The sequence below is a fragment of the Micromonospora sp. NPDC049049 genome (genome assembly GCF_040649115.1).
In the GTDB taxonomy this organism is placed as follows: Bacteria; Actinomycetota; Actinomycetes; order Mycobacteriales; family Micromonosporaceae; genus Micromonospora.
Map to the genome: position 1 here is coordinate 22,461 of NZ_JBEZEX010000025.1, position 24,325 is coordinate 46,785.

General features: G+C 70.4%; 26 protein-coding genes. 11 read left to right on the forward strand and 15 right to left on the reverse strand.

Going from position 1 to position 24,325, the window contains the following annotated elements; genetic code table 11:
• Positions 1 to 255 precede the first annotated feature (255 nt).
• The 3 genes from AB0B68_RS23440 to AB0B68_RS23450 all read right to left on the reverse strand — a co-directional run bounded on the left by AB0B68_RS23440 (position 256) and on the right by AB0B68_RS23450 (position 2,795).
• A complete protein-coding gene (locus AB0B68_RS23440; RefSeq protein WP_357202766.1) occupies positions 256 to 1,671 on the reverse strand; it encodes a PhoH family protein in 1,416 nt (471 codons plus the stop codon).
• 412 nt (positions 1,672 to 2,083) lie between these two features.
• Entirely contained in the window at positions 2,084 to 2,419 is a 336-nt protein-coding gene (locus tag AB0B68_RS23445; RefSeq protein WP_357198029.1) for a hypothetical protein, read from the reverse strand.
• Positions 2,420 to 2,450: 31 nt separating this feature from the next.
• On the reverse strand, positions 2,451 to 2,795 hold the full coding sequence (locus AB0B68_RS23450) for a hypothetical protein (RefSeq protein WP_110562608.1): 345 nt from the start codon (positions 2,793 to 2,795) through the stop codon (positions 2,451 to 2,453).
• Between the two features lie 264 nt (positions 2,796 to 3,059).
• Here AB0B68_RS23450 and AB0B68_RS23455 point away from each other — a divergent pair, with 264 nt between their 5' ends.
• From AB0B68_RS23455 to otsB, 3 genes are all read left to right on the forward strand, one after another.
• Positions 3,060 to 3,503, forward strand: a complete 444-nt coding sequence (locus tag AB0B68_RS23455; protein ID WP_091394342.1) for an XRE family transcriptional regulator — start codon at positions 3,060 to 3,062, stop codon at positions 3,501 to 3,503.
• A gap of 162 nt (positions 3,504 to 3,665) precedes the next feature.
• Entirely contained in the window at positions 3,666 to 4,019 is a 354-nt protein-coding gene (locus AB0B68_RS23460) for a hypothetical protein (RefSeq protein ID WP_210784414.1), read from the forward strand.
• A gap of 67 nt (positions 4,020 to 4,086) precedes the next feature.
• On the forward strand, positions 4,087 to 4,911 hold the full coding sequence (gene otsB / locus AB0B68_RS23465) for a trehalose-phosphatase (protein WP_357198025.1): 825 nt from the start codon (positions 4,087 to 4,089) through the stop codon (positions 4,909 to 4,911).
• A 42-nt stretch (positions 4,912 to 4,953) separates the two neighbouring features.
• On the opposite strand, the gene AB0B68_RS23470 is transcribed toward otsB, so the two are convergent.
• The 4 genes from AB0B68_RS23470 to AB0B68_RS23485 form a co-directional block, all read right to left on the reverse strand.
• A complete protein-coding gene (locus AB0B68_RS23470; protein WP_091394347.1) occupies positions 4,954 to 5,724 on the reverse strand; it encodes an isoprenyl transferase in 771 nt (256 codons plus the stop codon).
• Between the two features lie 31 nt (positions 5,725 to 5,755).
• Positions 5,756 to 6,898 (reverse strand): geranylgeranyl reductase family protein, encoded by a 1,143-nt coding sequence (locus AB0B68_RS23475; protein WP_357198022.1) that lies wholly within the window; start codon positions 6,896 to 6,898, stop codon positions 5,756 to 5,758.
• Between the two features lie 358 nt (positions 6,899 to 7,256).
• Positions 7,257 to 8,126 (reverse strand): hypothetical protein, encoded by an 870-nt coding sequence (locus AB0B68_RS23480; RefSeq protein ID WP_357198019.1) that lies wholly within the window; start codon positions 8,124 to 8,126, stop codon positions 7,257 to 7,259.
• A 37-nt stretch (positions 8,127 to 8,163) separates the two neighbouring features.
• Positions 8,164 to 10,008: a phosphoenolpyruvate carboxykinase (GTP) gene (locus AB0B68_RS23485; protein WP_357198016.1), complete on the reverse strand. Its 1,845-nt coding sequence runs from the start codon at positions 10,006 to 10,008 to the stop codon at positions 8,164 to 8,166.
• Between the two features lie 427 nt (positions 10,009 to 10,435).
• Between AB0B68_RS23485 and AB0B68_RS23490 the strand changes: the two genes are divergently transcribed.
• From AB0B68_RS23490 to AB0B68_RS23500, 3 genes are all read left to right on the forward strand, one after another.
• Positions 10,436 to 10,984 (forward strand): GtrA family protein, encoded by a 549-nt coding sequence (locus tag AB0B68_RS23490; RefSeq protein ID WP_357198013.1) that lies wholly within the window; start codon positions 10,436 to 10,438, stop codon positions 10,982 to 10,984.
• Positions 10,985 to 11,047: 63 nt separating this feature from the next.
• A complete protein-coding gene (locus AB0B68_RS23495) occupies positions 11,048 to 11,755 on the forward strand; it encodes a GtrA family protein (protein ID WP_357198041.1) in 708 nt (235 codons plus the stop codon).
• Entirely contained in the window at positions 11,752 to 12,402 is a 651-nt protein-coding gene (locus tag AB0B68_RS23500) for a MaoC/PaaZ C-terminal domain-containing protein (protein ID WP_357198011.1), read from the forward strand. Before AB0B68_RS23495 ends, AB0B68_RS23500 begins: the two co-directional genes overlap by 4 nt.
• Before the next feature lie 45 nt (positions 12,403 to 12,447).
• On the opposite strand, the gene AB0B68_RS23505 is transcribed toward AB0B68_RS23500, so the two are convergent.
• Both AB0B68_RS23505 and AB0B68_RS23510 read right to left on the reverse strand, forming a co-directional pair.
• On the reverse strand, positions 12,448 to 13,020 hold the full coding sequence (locus AB0B68_RS23505; RefSeq protein ID WP_357198008.1) for a PH domain-containing protein: 573 nt from the start codon (positions 13,018 to 13,020) through the stop codon (positions 12,448 to 12,450).
• A gap of 108 nt (positions 13,021 to 13,128) precedes the next feature.
• Complete coding sequence (locus AB0B68_RS23510) at positions 13,129 to 14,004, reverse strand: biotin--[acetyl-CoA-carboxylase] ligase (RefSeq protein WP_357198005.1); 876 nt, start codon at positions 14,002 to 14,004, stop codon at positions 13,129 to 13,131.
• Between the two features lie 84 nt (positions 14,005 to 14,088).
• On the opposite strand from AB0B68_RS23510, the gene AB0B68_RS23515 reads away from it, so the two are divergent.
• A complete protein-coding gene (locus AB0B68_RS23515) occupies positions 14,089 to 15,672 on the forward strand; it encodes an acyl-CoA carboxylase subunit beta (RefSeq protein ID WP_357262685.1) in 1,584 nt (527 codons plus the stop codon).
• 97 nt (positions 15,673 to 15,769) lie between these two features.
• Here the strand turns inward: AB0B68_RS23515 and AB0B68_RS23520 are convergent, their stop codons facing one another.
• The 4 genes from AB0B68_RS23520 to AB0B68_RS23535 all read right to left on the reverse strand — a co-directional run bounded on the left by AB0B68_RS23520 (position 15,770) and on the right by AB0B68_RS23535 (position 18,948).
• Positions 15,770 to 16,639 carry a hypothetical protein gene (locus tag AB0B68_RS23520; RefSeq protein ID WP_357197999.1) on the reverse strand — a complete coding sequence of 290 codons (870 nt, stop codon included), beginning with the start codon at positions 16,637 to 16,639 and terminating at the stop codon, positions 15,770 to 15,772.
• Positions 16,632 to 17,132, reverse strand: a complete 501-nt coding sequence (locus tag AB0B68_RS23525; protein ID WP_357262688.1) for a SigE family RNA polymerase sigma factor — start codon at positions 17,130 to 17,132, stop codon at positions 16,632 to 16,634. The genes AB0B68_RS23520 and AB0B68_RS23525 overlap by 8 nt, the downstream gene beginning before the upstream one ends.
• Before the next feature lie 61 nt (positions 17,133 to 17,193).
• The gene (locus AB0B68_RS23530) at positions 17,194 to 18,177 is read right to left on the reverse strand and encodes a 2-dehydropantoate 2-reductase N-terminal domain-containing protein (RefSeq protein ID WP_357262691.1); all 984 of its coding nucleotides are present in this window, start codon (positions 18,175 to 18,177) and stop codon (positions 17,194 to 17,196) included.
• 36 nt (positions 18,178 to 18,213) lie between these two features.
• Positions 18,214 to 18,948, reverse strand: a complete 735-nt coding sequence (locus AB0B68_RS23535; RefSeq protein ID WP_357197993.1) for a M50 family metallopeptidase — start codon at positions 18,946 to 18,948, stop codon at positions 18,214 to 18,216.
• A 101-nt stretch (positions 18,949 to 19,049) separates the two neighbouring features.
• On the opposite strand from AB0B68_RS23535, the gene AB0B68_RS23540 reads away from it, so the two are divergent.
• On the forward strand, positions 19,050 to 19,601 hold the full coding sequence (locus AB0B68_RS23540; RefSeq protein WP_357197990.1) for a Uma2 family endonuclease: 552 nt from the start codon (positions 19,050 to 19,052) through the stop codon (positions 19,599 to 19,601).
• A gap of 124 nt (positions 19,602 to 19,725) precedes the next feature.
• Positions 19,726 to 20,478: a GH25 family lysozyme gene (locus AB0B68_RS23545; RefSeq protein ID WP_357262694.1), complete on the forward strand. Its 753-nt coding sequence runs from the start codon at positions 19,726 to 19,728 to the stop codon at positions 20,476 to 20,478.
• 83 nt (positions 20,479 to 20,561) lie between these two features.
• Here the strand turns inward: AB0B68_RS23545 and AB0B68_RS23550 are convergent, their stop codons facing one another.
• Both AB0B68_RS23550 and AB0B68_RS23555 read right to left on the reverse strand, forming a co-directional pair.
• Entirely contained in the window at positions 20,562 to 20,789 is a 228-nt protein-coding gene (locus AB0B68_RS23550; protein WP_357197985.1) for a hypothetical protein, read from the reverse strand.
• 65 nt (positions 20,790 to 20,854) lie between these two features.
• Positions 20,855 to 22,894, reverse strand: a complete 2,040-nt coding sequence (locus AB0B68_RS23555) for a serine/threonine-protein kinase (RefSeq protein ID WP_357262697.1) — start codon at positions 22,892 to 22,894, stop codon at positions 20,855 to 20,857.
• A gap of 90 nt (positions 22,895 to 22,984) precedes the next feature.
• Between AB0B68_RS23555 and AB0B68_RS23560 the strand changes: the two genes are divergently transcribed.
• Positions 22,985 to 23,179, forward strand: coding sequence for an acyl-CoA carboxylase subunit epsilon (locus AB0B68_RS23560; RefSeq protein WP_357197978.1), 195 nt, complete (start codon positions 22,985 to 22,987; stop codon positions 23,177 to 23,179).
• A 91-nt stretch (positions 23,180 to 23,270) separates the two neighbouring features.
• Positions 23,271 to 23,729 carry a hypothetical protein gene (locus AB0B68_RS23565; RefSeq protein WP_124858015.1) on the forward strand — a complete coding sequence of 153 codons (459 nt, stop codon included), beginning with the start codon at positions 23,271 to 23,273 and terminating at the stop codon, positions 23,727 to 23,729.
• Positions 23,730 to 24,325: the final 596 nt, after the last annotated feature.

The following is a 24,325-nucleotide window of genomic DNA, read 5'->3' on the forward strand; positions in this document are numbered from 1 at the left end:
CAAGGACGCGGCGCGGCGCAGACCACAGGTGGGCCGTCAGCCGTGCCACGAGCGCCCCGACCGGTTGCCGGTCGCGCCGACGCACCGACCTTCGCCGATGTCGTCCGTCTCGGGACGAACGATCACCAACGATTCCGGTGGTGCGTGGACGCTCGTGGGACACGATTGCGCACAGTGAGGCTGATGGGAAACCAACCAGGCACTTTGTGATCTGCGCCACACCGAAAATACGGACGAAAGCCCGCATATCACCCGTCAGATCGGGATGTCCTCCAGAAGGTCCGTGACCATCGCCGCGATCGGAGATCGCTCCGAACGGCTGAGGGTGACGTGCGCGAAGAGCGGATGACCCTTGAGCGCTTCGATGACAGCCGTCACCCCGTCGTGCCGGCCGACCCGCAAATTGTCCCGCTGGGCCACGTCGTGGGTGAGCACCACCCGGGAGCCCTGCCCGATCCGGGACAGCACGGTCAGCAGCACCCCGCGCTCCAGCGACTGGGCCTCGTCCACGATCACGTAGGCGTCATGCAGGCTGCGCCCGCGGATGTGGGTCAGCGGCAGCACCTCGAGGATGCCCCGCGAGGTGACCTCCTCCAGCACGTTCTCGTGCACCACCGCGCCGAGCGTGTCGAAGACCGCCTGGGCCCACGGCGACATCTTCTCCGACTCCGAGCCCGGCAGGTAGCCCAACTCCTGGCCACCGACGGCGTAGAGCGGGCGGAACACGATCACCTTCTTGTGGCGGCGGCGCTCCATCACCGCCTCCAGCCCGGCGCAGAGCGCCAGCGCCGACTTGCCGGTGCCGGCCCGGCCACCCAGTGAGACGATCCCGATCGACTCGTCCAGCAACAGGTCGAGGGCGACTCGCTGCTCGGCCGAGCGGCCGTGCAGCCCGAACGCCTCCCGGTCGCCCCGGACCAGACGTACCGACTTGTCCGGCAGCACCCGACCGAGCGCGGAGCCACGCCCCGAGTGCAGCACCAGACCGGTGTGGCAGGGCAGCCCGGCCGCCTCGTCGAGGTCGAGCGTCTCGCCGGCGTACAACTGGCCGATCTGCTCCTCGCTCAACTCCATCTCCGACATACCGGTCCAGGTCGGGTCGCTGGCCTGGCCGTGGCGGTACTCGTCGGCGCGCAGTCCAACCGAGGCCGCCTTGACCCGCAACGGCATGTCCTTGCTGACCAGGGTCACCTCCCGCCCTTCGGCGGCGAGGTTGAGCGCGACGGAGAGGATCCGGGCGTCATTGCTCTCGTTGCGGAACCCGGGCGGCAGAACACCGTCGTCGGTGTGGTTGAGCTCCACCCGCAGGGTGCCGCCGACGTCGTTGGCGGGCACCGGGCGGTCGAGTCGGCCGTGCCGAACCCGCAGGTCGTCGAGCATCCGCAGCGACTGCCGGGCGAACCAGCCCAGCTCCGGATGGTGCCGCTTTCCCTCCAACTCGGTGATGACCACGAGAGGCAGCACCACTTCGTGCTCCGCGAACCGGTGGAACGCCGCCGGATCGGAGAGCAGCACCGACGTGTCCAGGACAAAGGCCTGGCCGGCTGGTCGTGGCTCCTTGGGGTCGGCCGGCGCGGCGGCCGCCGAACGGCGGCTCCTGGTGGCTCGGCGGGGCGTGGCAGTCGCGGCCGGGGTTTGGTCGGCACCGGCGATGGTACGGCGAGTCGTCACAGGCCTGCTCCGACGGATGGGCACCCGCCACCCGTGTTCCGCCTCCTCCGGTGCCCGGGGACACGGGGTCGGATGCGGAACCCCATGCGCGAGGTCGCAGATCCGGGCGGACCGGCTGGCTCGGGAGAACCCCGTGCCATGCCTAGACGCTAGCCCCGCCGGACCTTCCCGGCTAGGGGCCGAACGTGGATCTCCCAAGACGCGCTCGTGAACAGCGCTCCGTCGACGCCCGCACCAGTCAAAAGGCACTGTCGCGCACGCGGCGGACCCGGCCGGGATGCATGCCCCCTGCGCGCATCCCGGCCGGTGGGGCCACCGTCACCGGTCTGACGTGACCCCGACGGTGCGTGTCCGCCGCGGACGACGCACCGCGCTCGTGGCGCCGGTCGGCGGGCAGGCCCGCCGACCGACCTCAACCGGTACGTCGGACGAGCGTGCCGGTCGGGTGCCGCCCGGTAATCGGGGCGGCCGGCGCGCTGAACGACGAGCCGGTGTACGTGGTGCCGGGGCGTTCGACAGCACCGGCGGTGCGGACCACGCCCGCTGGCGAGACCGACAGGGCCGAGGCGATCGCCGCCTGGGCGTCCCGACGACGCCGGTTCCAGGCGCCCCGGTCACCGTCGAAGTAGCCCTGCCGGTAACCGAAGCGGTAGCCGATGCGGTAGCTGAGCTGCCCGTGCAGCCGGCCGGCCGCGTAACTGGTGGCACCGAGCACCAGGACGAGGAACACCGCGAGAAACGGGCTCATAGGGCAGCTCCGGCCCAACCGGGGCGCCAGGTCATCGCTCCTCCGGCTCGATCGTGGTGGGGTCGGCGACGAGCAGCCGGTCCAGGTCGTCGGTGCTGACCTCCTCGACCAGCTCGACGCTGATCCGGCAGCCGTCCAGCACGACTTCGGCCATCGAGGACCGACGGATCTCGCCGCCGGCGTCGTAGACCCGGACGCTCAGCTCCGGGCAGCCGAGATGGGTACGCCAGGCGTTCCACTCGGCACGATCACCGACGCTCAGCGACAGGTAGCGGCAGCCTCGGGCCAGATAGAGGCGCCAGGGGGCGGTCAGCCCTGCGGCGACCCCCTCGGCGATCAGCCCGAAGGCCTGGGCGCGGGTGGCGAGCTCGGTCACCACGACCCCCTGGCACCGGGGGCGTGACGCATGTGAGCACCAATCGTCTCATGCACGTGACACACCGTAGATTGTCCCATGGGCGTGACAGTATCAGCTTTTCGTCCGCTTACGTTTGCCACTACGTTCATCTATTCTGCCCGCGTGACACCCCTCAACAGTGGCACTGACTCGTTTACCGGAAATCCGAACCCTTCGTCACGTCCGCGTGACGGTGGCGAGCCGGGTCGCGCACCCGTAGCCGGCTGGTCGTACCGTCACGGAGTGACCGAGACGGCCAATGCGCGGAAGATCGCCTTCGCCACCTTCGTCAGGCGGGCCCTGGACGAGGCGCGGGCGACCCGAGCCTGGAGCGGCACCGAGGTGTCCCGGCGCACCGGCGTCTCCCGGCAGACCATCAACCGCTGGGTTCGGGGCGACTGGGCCAGCGACCCGGAGGCCGAACGGGTGGTCGCCTTCTGCGAGGGCCTGGGGTTGAACCCTGCCGCGGCCTTCGCCGCACTCGGCTGGGACCGCGCCGCAGCCGGCCCCCGCACCGGCCAGGCCGCCCCTCCGATGGACCCCGACGTGGAGGCGCTGCTGCGCCGTCTGGTCGATCCGCAGGTGTCGGACGCGGAGAAGTTCCACATCCGGGAAACCATCAGATACCTCGCATACCGCCCAACGTTGCCGGTCGATGTCCGAAAAAGGGGCAATCAGGCAGGCTAGTTCCTCAGATAGCGAAAGAACGCCTGGTCAGGTTCATTCGTTTGCCTCCGGGGCTGGAACGGGCACGCTAGCGTCCCTACTCGTACTGCTTGGGCTCGTCATCGGCGGGGGGACGGGACAAGGCCGAACCCAGCCCTGCGGGACAGAAGGAGGGGTCTGTCCATGACCCTGAAGTGGTTGGCAGTCGTGGTCGCAACGGTGTCGGTGACACTGTGGGCGACCGGCAACACGGTGACCCTCGCGGTCGACGGCGGGCAGCTGCCGCTGCTCGTCAACCTCTTTGCGCTCATCACCGCCGGCACCGCGGTCGTCCTGGCCGTCGTCGCCGAGCTGCACGAGCGTCTGAACAACCGAATCAGCGCGCTCACCGAGTTCCTGGTGGCACGGCTCAACGAGATCGACAACCACACCGGCGATCGCAACACCGGGTTCGTGGAGGGCTACCTGTTGAGCCACGGCCAGGAAGCCGCGGTGGTGCCGTTCGGCCGGCGCGGACGAGGAGCCGCCGAACGCTGATCGCTTACCGCTCAATGGGTCCGCTCGGCCAGGAATGAGCCTGGATCGCCGGGGTACGCTGACGCGCGTGCCGCCGTTGAATCTGGGCAATCAGCAGCCGAGGACCCCGTTGAACGCCGACCAGGCCTGGCGGGTAACCGCCAGCCGGGCGGCCGGGACCGTGCTCTTCTTCGACTTCGACGGCACGCTCGCGCCCGTCGACGACGATCCGACCGCGGTACGCCCGGCGCCCAAGGCGTTGGCCGCGATCGAGGCGCTCGCCCCGGTCGTGCAGCGGGTCGCGATCGTCTCCGCCCGACCCGTCGAGTTCCTTCGGGATCAGCTCGGCGGGCTCGCTGGCGTGGACCTCTACGGCCTCTACGGGCTGGAGCACAGCCATTCCGGCGGCGAGACAGTCACCGAACCGGCCGCGCTGCCCTGGGTGCCGACCATGTCGGAGCTGGCCGACCTGGCTCGGGCGGAACTGCCACCCGGCACGCTTGTGGAGTACAAGCGGCTCTCGGTCGCGCTGCACTGGCGTACCGCCCCGCAACTCGGCGCCACTGTGCAGCAGTGGGGGCAGGCGCAGGCCGACCGTCTGGGGTTGCGCTCACAGGCCGGGCGGATGGTGCTGGAGCTCAAGCCACCTGTCGACCGGGACAAGGGCATGGTGATCGGCGAGGCGATCAAGGGTGCCACCGGCGCCTGGTACTTCGGCGACGACGTCTCCGACATCAAGGCCTTCGCCGCGCTGCGCGCTCGCGCCACTGCCGACCCGGACTTCCTCGGCGTCTGCGTGGCGGTGGCCAACCCGGAGACCGGCCACGAGGTGGCCAACGCCGCCGACCTGACCATCGAGTCGCCGGCCGCCCTGGGTGACTTCCTCACCCGGGCGCTGACCCACCTGTCCTGAACCGACCTGACCCCAGCGGCGGCCGACGGCGTCGCCGCCGGGTCAGGCGCCGTAGCGGCGTTGCCTGGTGGCGTACGAGCGCAGGGCCCGCAGAAAGTCGATGTGCCGGAAGTCCGGCCAGTTGAGCTCGCAGAAGTAGAACTCCGAGTGCGCGGACTGCCAGAGCATGAAACCGGACAGCCGCTGCTCGCCGCTGGTGCGGATGACCAGGTCCGGGTCGGGCTGGCCGCGGGTGTAGAGGTGCTCGGCGATGTGCTCGACGTCCAGCACCTCGGCCAACTCCTCGATCGTGCCTCCGGTGGCGGCGTGCTCCAGCAACAGCGAACGGACCGCGTCGGTGATCTCCCGGCGGCCGCCGTAGCCCACCGCGATGTTGACCTCCGCGCCACCGGTGCGCTCACGGGTGCGCTCCTCGGCGCCCTTGAGTGCCGCCGCAGTCTGCGCCGGCAGCAGGTCGAGCGCTCCGACGATGCGCAGTCGCCAGGGGTTGCCCTCCTCGGAGAGCTCCACCACCAGGTCCTCAATGATCTTGAGGAGGGGGTCCAGCTCGGCGGCCGGACGGCGCAGGTTGTCGGTGGCCAGCAGGTAGAGGGTCACGTGCCCGACGCCGGCCTGGTCACACCAGCCGAGGACATGCTTGATCTTCGCCGCGCCAACCCGGTGCCCGTCGTTCGGGTCGACGAAGCCCATCTCCCTCGCCCATCGGCGGTTGCCGTCGCACATCACCCCGACGTGCCGGGGCACCGGCTTACCCGCGAGCTTCGCCGTGAGCCGGCGCTCGTACACGGAGTAGATAAGGTTCCGCAGCGTCATCACCTAGCAGCGTAGCGACCCTTGCGCCAGTTCACTGCCTCGGAGCCCCATCCCCGCCGCCCAGACCGACACCGATCAGTGCGAGCGTACGAGCGGTGAGGCGGCCGTCACCCAGCCCCAGCTCGACCACGTCGTAGAACACCCGGTCGTCCCGATGGGCGGCCCGGACCGCCGCGTCCACCACCCGACGTCGCCGGGCCAACCAGGCCGCCACCGAACTGTGCCGCAGGTGGGTGCCGAGGCGGCGACGCAACCCGTCGGCGTAGCGGCCAGCCGCGCCCTCGGGCGACCGGGCCGCCGCCGACCCGGCGAGCGCGCCGGAGAGCAACGCGTAGAAGATCCCCTCCCCCGTGAACGGGTTGATCAGTGACAGGGCGTCCCCGGCCAGCAGGGTGCGCCCACGCCCCGGCGACGGCCGGTGGGTGGAGAGCGGCAGGTGATGCGCGCGCAACGCGGTCACGGTCGCCAGATCGGTGCCGGGCAGCAGCGCGGCCAGCCGATCCAGCAGGTACGCGCGGCTCAACGGCTCACCGCGCAGGACCTCCCCGTACCCGACGTTCGCCCGTCCGTCACCGATCGGAAACGACCAGGCGTACGCCGGCCAACGCGCCTTCGAGGTGACGATGAGCTGCTCGGACGGGCCGGGCAGAGCCGGGGCGTACCCCCGGATGGCCAGCGCGAGGTGTCGGTCGGGGTTCTGCGGATGGCCGAGCGCCCGACGTACCACCGAGCCGGCGCCGTCCGCGCCGATCACCACCCGGCCGGACACCTGCCCGTCGAGCACCACCCGGTCCGCGCGCGGTTCGACCTGGCGCACCGTGTGCCGGCGCAGCTGCGCGCCGGCGGCCACCGCGGCCGCCACCAGCCGCGCGTCGAAAACCTCCCGGGGCACTGTGTACGCGGGTCGGGGCAGCGCCCGAGCCACCGCACCGCCACCCGGCGAGACCATGCGTAACGCCGGCAGCGGCGCGTAACCCGCAACCGCCTCGGTCACCCCCAGCTCGGCGAGCACGTCCACCGAGTGCGCGGCGATCCCGTCACCACACGCCTTGTCTCGGGGAAAGTCGGCCCGGTCCAGCAGCAGCACGCTGGCACCGGCCCGGCGCGCCGTCAGCGCGGCCGCCGCCCCGGCCGGTCCCGCCCCCACCACCACCACGTCGAACTCGTCGCCCACCACGAGCCTCCTCCCAGTCCGCCGCGTCGCGGCCGCTCCCGCCGGGCGACCCGGTCGGCCCTGCGGCCGACCGCCGCGACATCTCCGCAGCTCGCCCCGATGTCGACACTGTGACCGACGCCACCCGCCATCCTGCCCCCTGGTCGCCCGCGAAGACCGCCCCCGCACCCGGCCGGCCAATCTCACCCACCCCACCTTTGCTCTGCACCCGCGGATGCGACGGTTACCGTCCGCGACTGTCGCATCCGCGGGTGCAGAGCAAAGGACGGTGCAGAGCCGACGAGGGATGGGCAGGTGCTGGGCCGCGGTCGGCCGCCGGGTCGGCACCCGGCGGCGTCGGTGCGGGGCACCGCCGCGGTCAAGGTCGGGGTTCGGGTCCGGCATCGTCGGGGGCGCGAGCGGCGCGGCGCAGGCCGTAGAGGACCAGCCCGGCGGCGGCGAGCAGCGGGGCGCCGTCGCGGATCAGGCCGTCCACGCCGAGCAGCCACCAGCACAGCGGCAGATCCACGGCGAGTACGGCCACAGTGACGACGACCAGCAGGCCACGCGCCCAGTCCTTGCCCCGCATCAGGAACGCTGTGCAGAACAGCACCGCGTAGCTGGCCGTGATGCCCGCACCGAACCAGAACAGCACGGCCGGCACCGCGGTCAGGCGACCATCCAGGATGGAACCCCCGGCGACCAGTGCCGGCACCAGCATCAGCGGGCTGTAGGTGAAGGCAGCCACCCGGCTGGTCAACAACCAGGCACTGGCCTGTGGTCGGCGTGGCGGGGTCTCCCGCCAGGAGATGCCGTCCCGGTCGATGACGAGGCGTGGACGGTGCCGGACCAGGTGCGCTGCCAACGCCGACGAGCGGTAGAGCAGCCAGACCACCGCGACGCAGAGCGCCGTGAGAATGGCGAAGCCGAGCAGGCCAGGCAGCGGCGGCACCCCCTGCCGGGGCACGATGAGCCGACCGACCGCGAAGATCGTGGTGACCGCGAGGATCAGCCCGAACGGGCGGGCCGCCGTACGACCCCGTCGCACGTGGCCGATCAGCAGCAGGAAGCCGAACGAGCGCAGCATGGCCCAGCCGGTCCGTACGGCGAGCCCGAACCCCTGCTCCGGGGCGTACCACCAGTTGAGCAGCTCGACCACGACGGTGGCCGCCGCCGTCGTCGCCAGCAGGATGGTGAGCACCCGGACGGCGGACGGCCGCCGGACCTGTGTCTCGGCGGCCGTCCTCATGAAATCCGATGTTGCCCGCGAAGGGCCTCGTTCACACCTACCGCTGCGGTTGCGCGGCGTCCAGGCGGGCGCGCAGCGCGTCCAACTCGGCCCAGAGCACGCCGGGCAGCTTGTCACCGAACTTCTCGAACCACTCGGTGATCATCGGCAGCTCGTTACGCCACTCGTCCGGGTCGACCTTCAGCGCGATCCGAACATCCTCCGGGGTCATGTCCAGGCCCTCGACGTCCAGGGCGTCCGGCGCGGGGACCATGCCGACCGGCGTCTCGACCGCGTCGGCAGTGCCCTCGATCCGCTCGACGACCCACTTGAGCACCCGGGAGTTCTCCCCGAAGCCCGGCCAGAGGAACGAGCCGTCCGGGTCCTTGCGGAACCAGTTGACGTAGTAGATCTTCGGCAGCTTCGCCTCGTCGCCGTCGGTGCCCTTGCCCATCTCGATCCAGTGCCGGAAGTAGTCCCCGGCGTGGTAGCCGATGAACGGCAGCATCGCCATCGGATCCCGCCGGACCACGCCGACGGCGCCGGACGCTGCGGCGGTGGTCTCCGAGGAGAGCGTGGCGCCCATGTAGACGCCGTGCACCCAGTCGCGGGCCTCGGTCACCAGCGGCACGGTGTCCTTGCGGCGTCCACCGAAGAGGATCGCGTCGATCGGCACGCCGTTCGGGTCGAAGTACTCGTCGGCGAGGATCGGGCACTGCGTGATCGGGGTGCAGAACCGGCTGTTCGCGTGGGAGGACAGGCTGTCGCTCTCCGGCGTCCAGTCGTTGCCCTTCCAGTCGATCAGGTGTGCCGGCGGCTCGCCCATGCCCTCCCACCAGACGTCGCCGTCATCGGTCAGGCCGACGTTGGTGAAGACGGAGTTGCCCCGGTCCAGCGTGCGCATGGCGTTGGCGTTGGTCTTCCAGTCGGTGCCGGGCGCGACGCCGAACAGGCCGTACTCGGGGTTGACGGCGTAGAGGCGGCCGTCCGGGCCGAACCGCATCCAGGCGATGTCGTCGCCGATGGTCTCGACCTTCCAGCCGGGAATCGTCGGCTCCACCATGGCGAGGTTGGTCTTGCCGCAGGCGGACGGGAAGGCGCCGGCGATGTGGTAGGTCTTGCCCTCCGGCGAGGTGATCTTCAGGATCAGCATGTGCTCGGCGAGCCAGCCCTCGTCGCGGCCCATCACGCTGGCGATCCGCAGCGAGTAGCACTTCTTGCCCAGCAGCGAGTTGCCGCCGTAACCCGAGCCGTACGACCAGATCTCCCGGCTCTCCGGGAAGTGCGAGATGTACTTGGTGTCGTTGCACGGCCAGGCGACATCCTGCTGGCCGGGGGCGAGCGGGGCGCCGATCGAGTGCAGCGCGTGCACGAAGTCCGCGTCGTCGCCCATGGCCTCCAGGACCCGGGTGCCCATCCGCGTCATGATGCGCATCGAGGCGACCACGTACGGGCTGTCGGTGATCTCGACGCCGAACATCGGGGACTCGGCCTCGACCGGCCCCATGACGAACGGGATGACGTACATGGTGCGACCGCGCATGGAGCCCCGGTACAACTCCGTCATCGTCCGCTTCATCTCGGCCGGCGCCATCCAGTTGTTGGTGGGGCCGGCGTCCGCCTCGTCGACGGAACAGATGTAGGTGCGTTCCTCGACCCGGGCGACGTCCGTCGGGTCGGTGCGCGCGTAGAACGAGTTGGGCTTCTTCTCCGGGTTGAGCCGGATCAGGGTGCCGGCCTCGACCAGCTCATCGGTGAGGCGGCGCCACTCCTCGTCGGACCCGTCCACCCAGACGACACGGTCGGGGGTGGTCAGTTCCGCGACCTCACGGACCCAGGCGAGCAGTTTCGGATGGGACGTCGGGGCCTGATCGATACCCCGCACAACAGCCGGAGCAACCATGACACATCTCCTTGTGGTCGACGCTGACCGATCTATGGGATGCACGAGACTCAGCGGCGCGATGCGTCGCCTTCGTGGAAACCTGGGATTGGCCTCAGCGTAAACCGGGCAGCCTTCCGAGTCAGTGGGACAGGTTGTGAAGAACTGCACAAGCTACGGCCTCGCTGCGGCATCACGAGCTGATACCCGCTTTCCCGCGCAGTTTCACGCAAATCTTGTTGTGCACCCCGGCGGACGCTTGTTGCGGTCGGGCCGTTGACCTGCCCCGCCGACCGATGCGGTGATTCCCGTTCCGCAGCGGCTCAGTCCTCCCAATTGGCTACGCTCTGTGCAGTGGTTACGTACACGGCGCTGGGCCCCTCCGAGAGACCACGCCCGCTTGCCGTTGCTACCCCTCTGACTGGCCGGCAGCCGGTAGGCTCCCCCCGTGGCCGCCACGATGACCGGGGAACAACCGGGTCCCCGGCAGACCCGACGGGGTCTCGTCGGCTTACTCCTCGACCGCTTCGGTCACCTCATCCGCGAGATGGGCAAGTTCGCCACCGTGGGTGGTTTCGCGTTCCTCGTCGACTTCGCGCTCTTCAACTACCTGACGAGCAGGCACGGCGTCGAAGAGTTGACGGCGAAGACGATCTCCACGGTGATCGCGGCGTCCGTCGCCTTCGTGGGCAACCGGTTCTGGACGTGGCGGCACCGTCAGCGCAACAACGCGGCCCGCGAGTACGCGCTGTTCTTCTTCTTCAACGCGGTCGGTCTCGGCATCACTGTGGCCTGCCTCGCGCTCAGCCGCTACGGGCTCGGGGCCATCTGGCCGGACGTGTTCCAGACGCGCCTGGCGGACAATCTCGCCAGCTACATCGTCGGTACGGGATTCGCCACGCTGTTTCGATTCTGGTCGTACCGGCGGTTCGTCTTCGTCGAAGCGGGAACCCCGACCCTTCCGCAGGTGGATCCCGACCGTGACCACCGGGCGTGACCTGCCGCCCACCTCGTTCGGCCGGTGATCGCCGGCCGCACCGACTGCCCTAAGGTGTTTCGCATGCGTCTTGTCCGCCTGCTGCCTGAGCGCTGGCAGAAGTTCATCCACGAGGCGCTCAAGTTCGGCATCGTCGGCGGCATCAACACCGTCATCAATTACGCGGTGTTCAATGCCCTTGCACTGACCGTTTTTGTCAATGGTCAGTTGAAGGCGACAGTGATCGCGACGATCGTCGCCACCATCACGTCGTACCTCATGAATCGGCACTGGACGTACCGTGATCGCCCGAAATCGGCGCTTCGCCGGGAATATCTGCTTTTCTTCCTATTCAACGGCGCTGGCCTGCTCATTGAGCTGGGGGCTGTGGCGGCAGCGAAGTACGGTCTCGGCGTACACGGCCTGCTGGCACTGAATCTGGCCAAGACCGTCGGCGTCCTGCTGGCCACGCTGTTCCGGTTCTGGTCATACCGCACGTTCGTCTTCCAACCCGTCGCGCCAGCCGAGGACGAGCCCGCGAAGCCCGACTCCACCTGGCACAGCATTCCGCGCGACGAGTGGGACACCATGGCGGAGATGGACCCGGTCGCCGAGTTGGCGGAATCGGTGTCCGAGCTGGAGGAGGCGGAGTCAGCGCAACGCAACGACCCGCCGGCCGGCGCACCGACTCAGGGGCGGCTCCCGCAGTTGAGCGTCAGCCCCGCCGTCGACCTGGACGCGGAACTCGCCGCGGAGCTGCACGTCGGCACCCGTCGCGCGCCCCGCCGGTGACGACACCCGACGCCCGCTCCGGCACGGGGCGACCCGCCGAGCTGTTCTTCGAGGATCTCGTCCCGGGACTCACCGTCGATCTTGGCGTGGTCACCGTGGACGGCGACGAAATGGTTGCCTTCGCCCGCCGCTTCGACCCGCAGTGGTACCACGTCGACCCCGACCTGGCTGCGGCGAGCCGACACGGTGGTCTGATCGCCAGCGGCTTCTACACGGTCAGCCTGTTCATGCGCGCGTACGTCGACCACCTGCTGTCCCGGGCCGCCGCGGACGCCTCCCCCGGCCTGGAGGAGCTGCGTTGGCTCGCCCCGGTGCGGGCCGGCGACCGGCTCGCGGTCCGGGTCGACGTGATGGGCGCCCGGCCGTCGACTGCCCGCCCCGGGCTCGGCACCGTCAGCCTCACCGGCACCATGCTGCGCCTCGGCCCGGACGACCGGCCCGAGCAGGAGGTGCTGCGGACCCGCTTCCGTGGCTGGTTCGGCATGCGACCGGTCGAGGCCGACCCCGCCGAAGCCACCGAAGCCACTCCGACCGACGCTGACCGGCCCGGAGCTGACCAGCCCGACAGCGGCCCGACCGCGGCAGACCCGTCCACCGTCGGGTCGTCCCCGACCGACCCGACGAAGAGCAGCGGCCCACCCGACTGACCCGCCCCCGACGGTGTGCCAGGGGCGGGTCTCCACCGGCCCGGATCAGGTAGTGGTGTCGCGCAGCGGCTTGCCGTCCTGCATGTCGGCGAGCATGTCGCGCATCTCGCCATCGCCCAGCGAGTGCTTGTCGTGCTGTGCCTCGACCAGCTCGTACAGGGTGGTCTGCACCTTCCCGACGTCCGGCACGTCGGCGAGCACCGACTGGCCGCGCTCACCAGCCGACTCGATGGTGAGTGTCCCGCAGCCGAGCAGACGCTCGACGAAACGCTGGTTCATCGAGTGGTCGTTGACCCGGGCGAGCGGAAGGTCCCGCCGGTCCCGGGAGAGCACACCCTGCTGAAGCAGGACTCGCTCGTTCGTGAACAGGTAGTGGGTGGTGCGCCAGACCAGGAACGGCCACAGGCCGAGCCAGAGCACCGCGACCAGGGCGATCGCCCCGATCACGGCCAGCGCGACCGAACCGCCGCCACTCTCGGGCAACAGGAGCACGCCGACCACCACCGCGGCGATGGCCAGCACCAGCACCGCGATCGGCCGGATCAACGCCTTCCAGTGCGGGTGCAGGTGCAGCACGACGTGCTCGTCCTCGGTGAGCACGTCTTCGGGAAACGCCACGGGAACCTCCAACGCGATTTTCTGGACGCGCAGACGGTAAACCCCCCAGGCCCCACCACAACATCCGCCGCGCGGGCCCACTCGGGCCCTACGTGATCTTGCCCGTCCTCAGCGGAGGTGCAGGACGTCGCCGGCGGCCAGGGTTCGGGCGCCGGTCGACGTGGTGACCATCAGTTGGCCGTCCGGGTCCACCCCGGTGGCGGTGCCGGTCAGGGAGTCGCCGTCGGGGAGCAGGACGCGTACCTCGCGCCCGATCGTCGCGCAGGCCGCCAGGTAGGCGTCGCGCAGGCCGCTGGCCACCGCGTCGCCGCCCGCCGAACGCCAACGGTCGTACCAGTCGGCCACCGCCCGCAGCAGCGCCCGCAGCAGCGGATCTCGATCGGTGGCCACCGCGCCGGCCAACTGGAGCGAGGTGGCCGGCAGCCCGGTCGGATTCACCGGCAACTCGTCGGCGCGCAACGTCACGTTGAGCCCGATGCCCAGCACGATCGCCGGCGGTTGGTCCGGCGCCCGTCCAGGCACCGCCTCAGCCAGCACGCCCGCGCACTTCGCGTCGTCGATCAGCAGGTCGTTCGGCCACTTGAGGGTGGCTTCCAGCTCGGCGAGCCGGGCCACCGCCTCCACCAACGCCACGCCGGCCAGCAACGGCAGCCACCCGTACCCGGTGGGTGTCGCCGGCAGCCAGCCGCGGTCCGGCACGGCCTCGCCGGGCCGCAGCAGGACGCTGGTCGCGATGCCGGCCCGCGCCGGCGACTGCCAGACCCGCCCGCGCCGGCCGCGCCCCGCGGTCTGCCGCTCGGCGACCACGACCAGGCCCTCGGGCTCGTCGGCCCGCGCGGCCTCGGCCACGTCGGCGTTCGTGGAGCCGGTCTCGGCACGCAGCTCCAGGCGGGCCCACGGCCCGTTCGGCGCTGTCAACGCGCGGCGCAGCCGGGCCGCCGACAGCGGCGGCCGGTCCAGATCGGTGTACGGGGAGCCCGGCATTCCGCCAGCCTACGGCGGTGCTCCGGTCGACACTGAGGCGTACTGCACAGCGGCACCCACCTGAACCATCGTTATATTCCCTGGGTGACTACCGAGACCGGGACCAACATGCACAGCACCGCGGGCAAGCTGGCGGACCTGGAGCGCCGGGTCGACGAGGCGGTGCACGCCGGGTCGGCCCGCGCCGTGGAGAAGCAGCACGCGCGCGGCAAGAAGACCGCCCGCGAGCGGATCGAGATGCTGCTCGACGAGGGCTCCTTCGTCGAGCTCGACGGGCTGGCCCGGCACCGGTCCACTGCCTTCGGGCTGGAGCGGAACCGCCCGTACGGCGACGGTGTGGTCACCGGCTACGGCACGGTGGACGGCCGGCAGGTGTGCGTCTTCGCGCAGGACTTCACTGTCTTCGGTGGCTCGCTCGGTGAGGTCTTCGGCGAGAAGATCGTCAAGGTGATGGACCTGGCCATGAAGATCGGCTGCCCGGTGGTCGGCATCAACGACTCCGGCGGCGCGCGAATCCAGGAGGGCGTCGTCTCGCTCGGCCTCTACGGCGAGATCTTCTTCCGCAACGTGCGGGCTTCCGGCGTCATCCCGCAGATCTCACTGGTGATGGGGCCCTGTGCCGGCGGCGCTGTCTACTCCCCGGCGGTCACCGACTTCACCGTGATGGTCGACCAGACCTCGCACATGTTCATCACCGGCCCCGACGTGATCAAGACGGTGACGGGCGAGGACGTCGGCATGGAGGAGCTGGGCGGCGCGCGTACGCACAACACCCGCAGCGGCAACGCGCACTACCTCGCCAGCGACGAGGAGGACGCCGTCGACTACGTCAAGGCGCTGCTGTCGTACCTGCCGTCGAACAACCTCGACGAGCCGGTCGTGGTCGACGCCCCCGCTTCGCTTGAGGTCAATGACGAGGACCGGGAGTTGGACACGCTCATCCCGGACGCTGCCAACCAGCCGTACGACATCCACACGGTGATCGAGCACGTCCTCGACGACGGGGAGTTCCTGGAGGTCCAGCCGCTCTACGCGCAGAACATCGTGGTCGGCTACGGCCGGGTCGAGGGACGGCCGGTCGGCGTGGTGGCCAATCAGCCGATGCACTTCGCCGGCACCCTGGACATCGCCGCCTCGGAGAAGGCCGCCCGGTTCGTCCGCACCTGCGACGCGTTCAACATCCCGGTGCTGACCTTCGTGGACGTGCCCGGCTTCCTGCCCGGCACCGGTCAGGAGTGGGACGGCATCATCCGCCGGGGCGCGAAGCTCATCTACGCGTACGCCGAGGCGACCGTCCCGAAGGTCACCGTGATCACCCGCAAGGCGTACGGCGGGGCGTACGACGTGATGGGCTCCAAGCACCTCGGCGCGGACCTGAACTTCGCCTGGCCGACCGCGCAGATCGCGGTGATGGGCGCGCAGGGCGCTGTGAACATCCTCTACCGCTCCGAGCTGGCCGGGGCCGAGGACCCGGCGGCCGTCCGGGCCGAGAAGATCGCCGAGTACGAGGACACCCTGGCCAACCCGTACGTGGCCGCCGAGCGCGGGTACATCGATTCGGTGATCGCTCCGCACGAGACACGCACCCAGATCGTCCGGGCGCTGCGCGTCCTGCGGACCAAGCGGGAGACCCTGCCCCCGAAGAAGCACGGCAACATCCCGCTGTAGAGCCCTGCTCACGTGATCCGCACAACTTCGGGGATGGTGCTGCTTCCGGGGATCGGGAGGCAGCGACATCCGTGAAGTTGCGCGGATCGTGGAAGGGTCAGCACGCCGGGTTGGCAGCGGGGCACAGTCGTTGGGCGGCCGTACGGCCCAGCGCCTCAAGATCCGCGTCGCCCAGGCCCAGGCCAGGGTCGGGCACCAGCACCGTGACCAGATCGCCGACCCGGACCACGACTGTCATCCCGACCGGCTTGGAGCGCTGGAGCGTCCTTCCGGCGGCCGGGCCACGGGGGGCGAACGGCACGTGCCGCACCAGTACCGACTCGTCACCGGCGAAGTTGCTCGCCGCCGTCTCCCAGGCGTGCTTGCTCTCGTTCGGCGTCGTCTCGCCCGCGGCGACGACGTTCTCGACGACATGCCACTCGGGGCAGGCGTCGAGCAGCGCCCTCAGGTGAGTGAAGAGTCGCGCACTCACCAGCGGATCGAGCCGGTAGACGTCCTGGCTCAGTTCGGCCCGTACCGGCGCCCTGCCGTCCCTCGTCGGCGACAACAGGGTCTGCGACCGCGAGTAACGGGAGTACGCGGGAACCGTCGGCACGCCGCGGTCGTCGCCGCACCTCTGCAACGTCGGATCCAACCGGACGACCTCACCGAGGCCAGCGTCGCCCAACTGCACGGCGCCTTTCATCGCCGGCACCTCGGTGACAGCCAGCAGGGAGTCGAGGGGGATGTCCATCCGGACCGGGCCCTGCGTGGACGCAGGCAGGGCGGCATCGGGCGGAGCCGACGCCCGTTCCGTCAGGGCGTACGCCGGGCCAGTCACGGCCGCGAGCACCGCGACCGTCGCCAGCGCGACAGTACGACGACTACGGCGACGGGCACGGGACCGGATCTCCTGCGGCTCCGGCCACCTGACGTCACGCAGGTCCCGGTGAACCCGTTCGACGAATGCCAGGTCGTCGTCACGCATCGGTGGCCTCCTCCAGGTCAGAGACGGCGAGCAGACCGGCGAGCGCGGTACGCCCCCGGGAGAGACGGGCCTTGACGGTGCCCACCGGGGCCGCGGTCTCCCGCGCCACCTCGGCGACCGGCATACCCATCAGGTAGTACAGGGCGATGGCGGTGCGCTGCTCCTCGGGCAGTCGACGCAGGGCGGCGACCACCGCGACGGTGTCGGTGCCCGGCCCGGGAACGGTCTCGGTGGCCCCGTGTCGCAGGTAGGCGCGGGCGCGGCTCCGCAGGCTGCGCCACCGGCTGACGGCGATCCGGCTGGCCACCACCCGTACCCACGCCTCCGGGTCGTCGTACCCGCTGATCGTCGACCAGCGCTGCCACGCCCGGACGTACGCCTCCTGCACGGCGTCCTGCGCCTCACCCCGATCGCCGGTGAGGGCGTAGACGAACCCGAGGAGTCGTTGCCGACTCCCCCGGTAGAACTCGTCGAACCCGTCGACGTCCGGCACCCGCTACCTCCCCGTGTCGGTCGCTGGGAACACGCACCGGCAAGGGCCGTTGGTTGCCCGGTCAGGCGATCGACTTTTCCAGTTCGTCGAGCGGGAACGCGCCGGCCCCGATCCGCTCCCGGACCGCCCGGCGCACGGCCCGCTGCACGGCGACGTTGACCGGCGTCGGCACCCCGTGCAACCGGCCGAGCAGCGCGATCTCACCGTTGAGGTGGTCGACCTCGGTCGAGCTGGCGCCCCGGGCCAGGCTCTGCCAGGTGGAGCCGCCGGAGCGGGCCTCGCCGCCGACCGGGCGCTGTCCGACCAGGTCGCCGCGTTCGGCCTTCTCCTCCTCTGGCGAGGTGTGCGCGATGCCGGCGGCGGCGAGCGCGGCGACGCCCTCGGCGCGTACCCGCTCGACCAGCGCATCCGGGATGTCCCGGCCGAGCAACGCCTGCAGGCCGTTACCGAGGTTGCTGAGCAGCTTGCCGTACTTCCAGCGCAGCACGTCGGTGCGGACCGGTGCGACGAAGCCGGCGGCGGTCAGGTCGGCGGCGACAGCCCGGTCGGTGTCGTCGGCGCCTCCGGGGTACCGGCCGATGTGAAGCATCCCGGGATGCGGGTACCCGTTGGCGACCACCACACCCGGGTCCAGGTGGGTGGCCGGCAGCCAGACGCAGACCGGGTGCACGTCGGCGAAGAGGCGCAGCGCGGCCCGCTCGTTGGCCACCCCGTTCTGCGCGGTCACCAGCGGCAGACGTTCTCCCGCCGTGCCGCCGCCGACCACCGGAGCGTCCACCCAGGCTGCCAACGCGTCGGCGGTGTCCTGCGACTTCACGGTGAGGATCAGCAGGGTGTCCGCTGGCAGCGGCTGGTCGGTGGGCCGGTCCACCGCCGCGAGCCGGGCGGTGACCTCACCCTCGGGCTGTCGCAGGGTCAGGCCCCGCGCTCGGATCGCCTCCAGGTGCGCACCCCGGGCCACTACCGTCACGTCCCGGTCGGCCTGGGCCAGCCGTACCCCGATGGTCCCGCCGACCGCACCCGCGCCGATGATCACGTATCGCATTGCCTCATTCTGCCCGGATCGACCGGAGCGAGGCGGCTAGGGCGATGTGGGGAGGAACGGGCCGGCGAGCAGGAGCGCTCCGGCGATCAGCGCCGCCACGTTGACCAGGGCGAAGAAGCCCACCCAGAAGAGCGGCGGGAACGGGGTGAGCCCGGCGAGCTGGTCGGCGTCGGAGGCGGGCATCCGGCCCCGCGAGCGCAGCCGTTGCAGCTCGACCACCGGTCGCACCCCACCGAGCAGCAGGAACCACACACCGGTGTACGCGAACGCGGCTTGGACCTGCGGCGTCGCGTACCAGGAGACGGCGAACACCAGTGCGCCCGTGACCAGCAGCGACACCACACCGAAGGCGTTGCGGATCATGACGAGCATCGCCAGCAGAAGCGCCACGGCCACCCAGAGCAGCAGGGTGATCCGGTTACCACCGAGCAGCCAGGCCCCGGCCAGCCCGACCAGCGGCGGTGCGACGTACCCGGCGAGCAGAGTGAGGATCATGCCCGGCCCGGTGGGGCGGCCGGCGGAGAGCGTCAGCCCGGACGTGTCCGAGTGCAGTCGGATGCCGCGCAGCTTACGGCCGGTCAGCAGGGCGACCAGGGCGTGCCCGCCCTCGTGCGCGATGGTGACGGCGTTACGGGCGATCCGCCACGGCAGGCGGGTGGAGACCACCACCAGCGCTACGACCCCGGTGATCAGCACCAGCAGCGCGGGCGGGTCCGGCTGCGCGCCGAACAGCGTGTCCCACTTCTCGCCCAGTCCGTCGATCGACATCATGGGGCGCGAGCCTACCGGCGGCGTTCCGTGTCGTTCCCAAGGCACCGGCTCGTATCCTGTGAGACTGATCGAGTGGCGAGCGAAGCGGGAGGTGACGGTCGGTGAGCACTGCCCCCCTGGAGCCGCACGTCGGTCTGTGGACCGAAGCCGACTACTTCGCCCTGGGCGAGACGCCTGACCGGATCGAACTGCTCGACGGGAGCCTGTTGGTGAGCCGGGCCCCGAGCCGACGGCACCAGCGGGTGTCGCGTCGGCTGGCGAACAGCATCGAGGCAGCAGCAGAGCCTCGGGGTTTCCTGGTCTATGACGCGATCAACGTCCGGCTCGGCGTCGACCGGGTCGTGATCCCGGATCTCGTCGTCACCGATGCCGATGACGACGGCACTTATCTCGACTCCGACCGGGTGTCTCTCGTCGGGGAGGTCGTCTCGCCGGGGAACGCGGCCGCTGACCGTCTGCTCAAGATGCAGCTCTACGCCATCGCGAGAATCCCCTGGTATCTGCTTGTCGAGCAGGACGGGGACGGCCACTCGTTGCGGCTGTTCCGGCTCGACGGCGAGCACTACGTCGAGGACCAGGTGGCCAAAGCCGGCGAGACGTTGAGCGTCGTCGAGCCGTTCCGCTGGCAGCTCGACCCGGCCGCACTCCGCTGATCCGTCCCGCCTCGTCCAGGGGTCCCGCACCCAGTCATTGAAGCTTTTATTCAACCGCACTTGCGATCTAGGGCACTTACCTCCAAAGATGATTGTCGATAGAGCAATCCTCTTGGAGGCACTCATGGCCCGTACCTCATCATCGCTGCGCCGCGCACTCGCGGCCAGCCTCACCGTCCTCGCCACCGCGGCGGCGGCCCTGGTCGCGACCGCCGGACCGGCGGCCGCCGCCACCACACCCGGTGTCGACGTGTCCCGCTATCAGGGCAGCATCAACTGGACTAGCGTGCGCAACGCCGGGATCCAGTTCGCCTTCATCAAGGCGACCGAGGGCACCAGCTACAAGGACCCGAACTTCAACGCCAACTACGTCAACTCGTACAACGCCGGGGTGATCCGCGGGGCGTACCACTTCGCCCGCCCCAACATCTCCGCCGGCTCCACCCAGGCCAACTACCTGGCCTCCAACGGCGGAGCCTGGTCGGCGGACAGCCGCACTCTCCCGGCCGCGCTGGACATCGAGGGCAACCCGTACGCCGGCGGCTACTGCTACGGGCTCAGCACCACCGGGATGCGCAACTGGGTGCAGGACTTCCTGAACACCTACCGCTCCCGCACCGGCCGGTACGCGGTCATCTACACCACCACCAGCTGGTGGAACCAGTGCACCGGCAGCTGGACCGGCCCGTGGGCGAACCACCCGCTCTGGCTGGCTCGCTGGTCGAGCACGCCAGGCGCCCTGCCGGCTGGGGCTTCGGTGTGGAGCTTCTGGCAGTACACCAGCACCGGCGCGGTCTCCGGAATCAGCGGCAACGTGGACCGCAACTACTGGAACGGCGACCGGAGCCGCCTGATCGCGTTGGCCAACAACACCTGACCGGGCCGTTGGCGGCAGCGGGATCGACGATCACCATTATGGTCGACAATCGGTCCGGCTGCCGCCACACCACCGGGTACGGGTCAGGCCCGCCGCCGGCTCAGGGCCGGCACCACAGCGTCCTCACGAGCCAGCGCTCCCCTGCGGGTCATGCGCCAGGCAGCAACACCAAAGCCGGCAACGATCACGACGCCGAGCAGTGCGACGAGCACCGAAACCCCCGCGCTGACCAGCAGCAGGATCGCGTCGCCAAGCGCCACGAGCATCCACAGTGCCAGCCGAGGCCGAGCGTCCCTCCGTCGGTAACGCATGTCGTGCCTCCTTCCGTCGTCGACTGTCAATTACCCAGGACCACGGAAGGTCATGCGAAGAAGTTTCAGTCCTGACGGTCGGGCACGAAACCCTTGGCGATCCGGTCGAAGTTCGGCAGGTTGGCCTGCCAGTCCTTCTCCGCGATCTCCCATCGCAGGGCGTAACCGCGGTTCTTGGCCGTCACGAACCCCCGGTTACGGACGTGGATCCGCTGCCCGTCCCGGGTCTCCAGCCACTCCCAGTCACCGCAGGTCTTCCAGAAGTCGCACGCCTTGATGCTGAGGTACTGGTAGTTCTTGACGCGGCTAGCGCGATTCGGCTCCTGCTCCCGCCAGTCCGCGACCGCATCCTTCTTCGGGGTGGGGGTCCACTGCACGAGCAGCTTTCCCGGCCCGTTGGACTGGTTGAAGACGACCGTGTTGCCGTCGACCTGGCTACGCACCCAGCCATCGGGCAGCGGCAGGGAGAAGCCTTCGGGGTCCTTGTGCAGCTTCCAGCCCGCCGGCAACGCGTTCGGGTCCACCGAGGGGGTGGCCGAGGCCGACGGGCTCGGCGCACCGGTGGTGGGTGGCGGAGGCGCAGCAGCGGAGGTCGGCGCAGCCCCCGAGGTCGCGCCAGCACCGGTCGGGTTGGCCTGCGGGGTCTTGTCGCCATCACCCTTGGTCAGCATCGGCACGACCACCACGAGGCCGATCAGCAGCAGCGCGACCACGGCGCCGATCAGCAGGTTACGTCGGGTGTTGTTCGGCTTTGTGCCGTCCGAGGGCGGCACCGCCGCGCGGCCGGCCGGACTGACCGGCGGCATGAGCGACGTCGGCGTGGTCGGCTTGCGCTGCTCCGGAGCGACCGGCGGACCGTCGACCACCGTCGGCTCGTCGTCGACGTTCGTCGTACCGTCGCCGCTTGTGTCGGGCGCGGCCGTGACCTTCGCGGTCGGCTCGGCATCGGACGGCTCGGCATCGGACGGGTCGGCGTCGGACGGTCGGTCGATCGTGGCGGTCGGCTCGGCCGGGGCCGCTGCCGCCGACTCGGCCGGCACGACGGCAGTCGGGTCGGCGACCGCACCGGAAACGACGGCCGTCGGCGTGGCATCGGCGGCCGGGGTCGCGGCGGCACCGGAGGTGGCGGCGGAGGTGGTCGCGGCGGCGGCGGCCGGCGGCGGCGACACCGGCCGGTCGACACTCTCGGCCGGTCGTGGGGCCGGCACCACCGGCAGGCGCGGCTCGCGCGGACCGTTCGGCCCAGGCCGGCGTACGCCATCGAGCAGGGAGATGCCGCGCGACCGCTTGCCCCCGGCGCGGCGCAGCAACCGCTCCGCCACCTCGGCGGTGATGCGCTCGTTCGGGTCCTTGCGCAGCAGCCCGTTGAGGACGGCCTTGAGCGGGCCGGCGTTCTTCGGCGGCGGAATCGGCTCGGTGGCCAACGCGGCCAGGGTGCCGATCGCCGACGGCCGGGCGTACGGCGACTTGCCCTCGACCGCCGCGTAGAGCGTCGCGCCCAGCGACCACAGGTCGGCCTCCGGCCCGGCGGTGCCGTCCCGGGCCCGCTCCGGCGAGATGTACGCGGGCGAGCCGAGCACCATGCCGGTGCGGGTCACGTTGGGGTCACCGGGGATCGTGGCGAGACCGAAATCGGTCAGCACCACCCGACCGTCGTCGCCGAGCAACACGTTGCCGGGCTTCACGTCGCGGTGCATGACGCCCGCCTTGTGCGCGGCGCTGAGCGCACCCAGCACGCCCAGGCCGATCTCGACCGTGCGGGCAACCCCCACCGGGCCGTCCTCGGCGAGAGTGTCCTGCAACGACTTCGACGCCACGTACTCCATGACGATCCACGGATCGCCGTCGGTGCGCAGTACGTCGAAGATGCGGACGACATTGGCGTGGTTGAGCCGGGCGATGGCCCGCGCCTCCCGCAACGAGCGCTCCCGCATTTCGCGGCGTTCCTCATCGGTGAGACCGGGTGGCGGCACCAACTCCTTGATGGCGACGTCCCGATGCAGCACCTCGTCGCGCGCCTTCCACACCCTGCCCATGCCGCCCTGGCCGAGCGGCGACAGGAGCCGGTATCGGTCAGCGACGAGTTGGGGAAGCGCGTTCGACATCGGTGAGACGGTACCCGGACCCGCTGACGCTCACACCGCCGGCACGCCACTGTGCGCTTCGGGTAACTTCGCGCCGCGTACCCTGGCGGCATGTCTGCCGAAGAGCCGCTGTTCCGGGTCGTCCGCGGCGTGCCCACAGCCGAAGAGTTGGCCGCTCTGGTGGGGGCGATCATCGTCCGAACCCGTCCGGCCGCCGCCCCCGTCCCGGCGACCGCGTCCGCCTGGGCGCTCAGCGGTCGACCCGGCGGCTCCCGCGGGTGGCGCGCCGCCGGCTTGCCCCGCTGACCCCGAGACCTGCCGTACGGGGGCTGTCAGGGTGGCGTTGAGCCGTTAACCTCACTCAGGGAAACGGTGCCGTTACGGGTAGGGAGGATCCATGATCCCCGAAGAGGACCGGCCAGCACCCTGGCTACGCGGTTACGGCGGCATCGAAGCCGACATCAGCCAGCTCAGAGAGTTCGCCGACCGGCTCGCCGCCGAGGTGGAGAGCAACTACGCGCCGCACCTGTCGTACATCGCCGAAGACATGTCGGCGAAGCTGCCCAACCCGTGTGACGCCTTCATCGAGCTGGTCACCTTCCTGCACGCCCACCACGAGACGCAGCAGGCCACCGCCGACATGGTGTACGCCGTCCGAGGCGCCACCGGCCACCTGGCCGCCGCCGCCGATCAGGTCGCCACCCACTACGCCGACAGCGACGCCTTCACCGCCGCCCGAGTGGTCGACGTGCAACGAGCCCTCGCCAACCCTTTGAACATGCTGCCCGGCGGCCCTACGTCAATGCTGACCGACCCGACCGGTCCCGACGCCGAAGGGCCGGTGGTCCTGCCGTGATCGAACGGGGCACCGGCCGCACCTCCGGCCTCACCGACTGGCACCTCATGGACGTCAACAGCATGTGGGCCTGCCTCCAGGACCACGACACCGCCAACCACTGGAAGCAGGTCGCCGGCTGGCGCAAGGTCTGCGACCTGGCGCAAACCCACCTCGGCCGCCTCCAGCAGTACCGACGCGGACTCGCCGAGGCGTGGCCCCCCGAAACCAGCGCCGCCTCCCGCACGTACCTCGCCGAACTCGACGACCTCATCGACAAGGTGCAGCGCACCCACGACGCCGCCGCCGCGAACTACACAGCACTCTCCGCCGCAACCCAGGCCATCGGCACCACCCGCGCCGCACTCCACAAGATCTACGAGGAGTACGCGACCAAGTTCCAGCAGAAGCAGGCGTACGAGTCGATGGTCGCCGACCCGAAAGCGGTGATGGGCAACCGGGCCACCACGCCACCTGTTGCTGACGGGGAACTGGAACGGCTGAACGTGCAGGCCCGCTCCATGATGTTCAACCTGAGCGGCGAACTCCAACAAGCCCAAGCAACCCTCCAAAAACCCCCCGCAGCACCTCCACAAACCGGCAAGGATATTTCGAAC

Bases quoted from the DNA above. Each gene is read 5' to 3' on its own strand.
- AB0B68_RS23535 (WP_357197993.1), bottom strand. From the start codon at position 18,948: ATGATGTCGATCGACGGACTGGGCGAGAAGTGGGACACGCTGTTCGGC.
- AB0B68_RS23565 (WP_124858015.1), top strand. From the start codon at position 23,271: ATGATCCCCGAAGAGGACCGGCCAGCACCCTGGCTACGCGGTTACGGC.
- AB0B68_RS23495 (WP_357198041.1), top strand. From the start codon at position 11,048: ATGCGTCTTGTCCGCCTGCTGCCTGAGCGCTGGCAGAAGTTCATCCAC.
- AB0B68_RS23550 (WP_357197985.1), bottom strand. From the start codon at position 20,789: ATGCGTTACCGACGGAGGGACGCTCGGCCTCGGCTGGCACTGTGGATG.
- AB0B68_RS23480 (WP_357198019.1), bottom strand. From the start codon at position 8,126: ATGAGGACGGCCGCCGAGACACAGGTCCGGCGGCCGTCCGCCGTCCGG.
- AB0B68_RS23520 (WP_357197999.1), bottom strand. From the start codon at position 16,639: ATGCGTGACGACGACCTGGCATTCGTCGAACGGGTTCACCGGGACCTG.
- AB0B68_RS23445 (WP_357198029.1), bottom strand. From the start codon at position 2,419: ATGAGCCCGTTTCTCGCGGTGTTCCTCGTCCTGGTGCTCGGTGCCACC.
- AB0B68_RS23530 (WP_357262691.1), bottom strand. From the start codon at position 18,177: ATGCGATACGTGATCATCGGCGCGGGTGCGGTCGGCGGGACCATCGGG.
- AB0B68_RS23560 (WP_357197978.1), top strand. From the start codon at position 22,985: ATGTCTGCCGAAGAGCCGCTGTTCCGGGTCGTCCGCGGCGTGCCCACA.
- AB0B68_RS23545 (WP_357262694.1), top strand. From the start codon at position 19,726: ATGGCCCGTACCTCATCATCGCTGCGCCGCGCACTCGCGGCCAGCCTC.
- AB0B68_RS23485 (WP_357198016.1), bottom strand. From the start codon at position 10,008: ATGGTTGCTCCGGCTGTTGTGCGGGGTATCGATCAGGCCCCGACGTCC.
- AB0B68_RS23460 (WP_210784414.1), top strand. From the start codon at position 3,666: ATGACCCTGAAGTGGTTGGCAGTCGTGGTCGCAACGGTGTCGGTGACA.
- AB0B68_RS23510 (WP_357198005.1), bottom strand. From the start codon at position 14,004: ATGCCGGGCTCCCCGTACACCGATCTGGACCGGCCGCCGCTGTCGGCG.
- AB0B68_RS23555 (WP_357262697.1), bottom strand. From the start codon at position 22,894: ATGTCGAACGCGCTTCCCCAACTCGTCGCTGACCGATACCGGCTCCTG.
- AB0B68_RS23470 (WP_091394347.1), bottom strand. From the start codon at position 5,724: ATGACGCTGCGGAACCTTATCTACTCCGTGTACGAGCGCCGGCTCACG.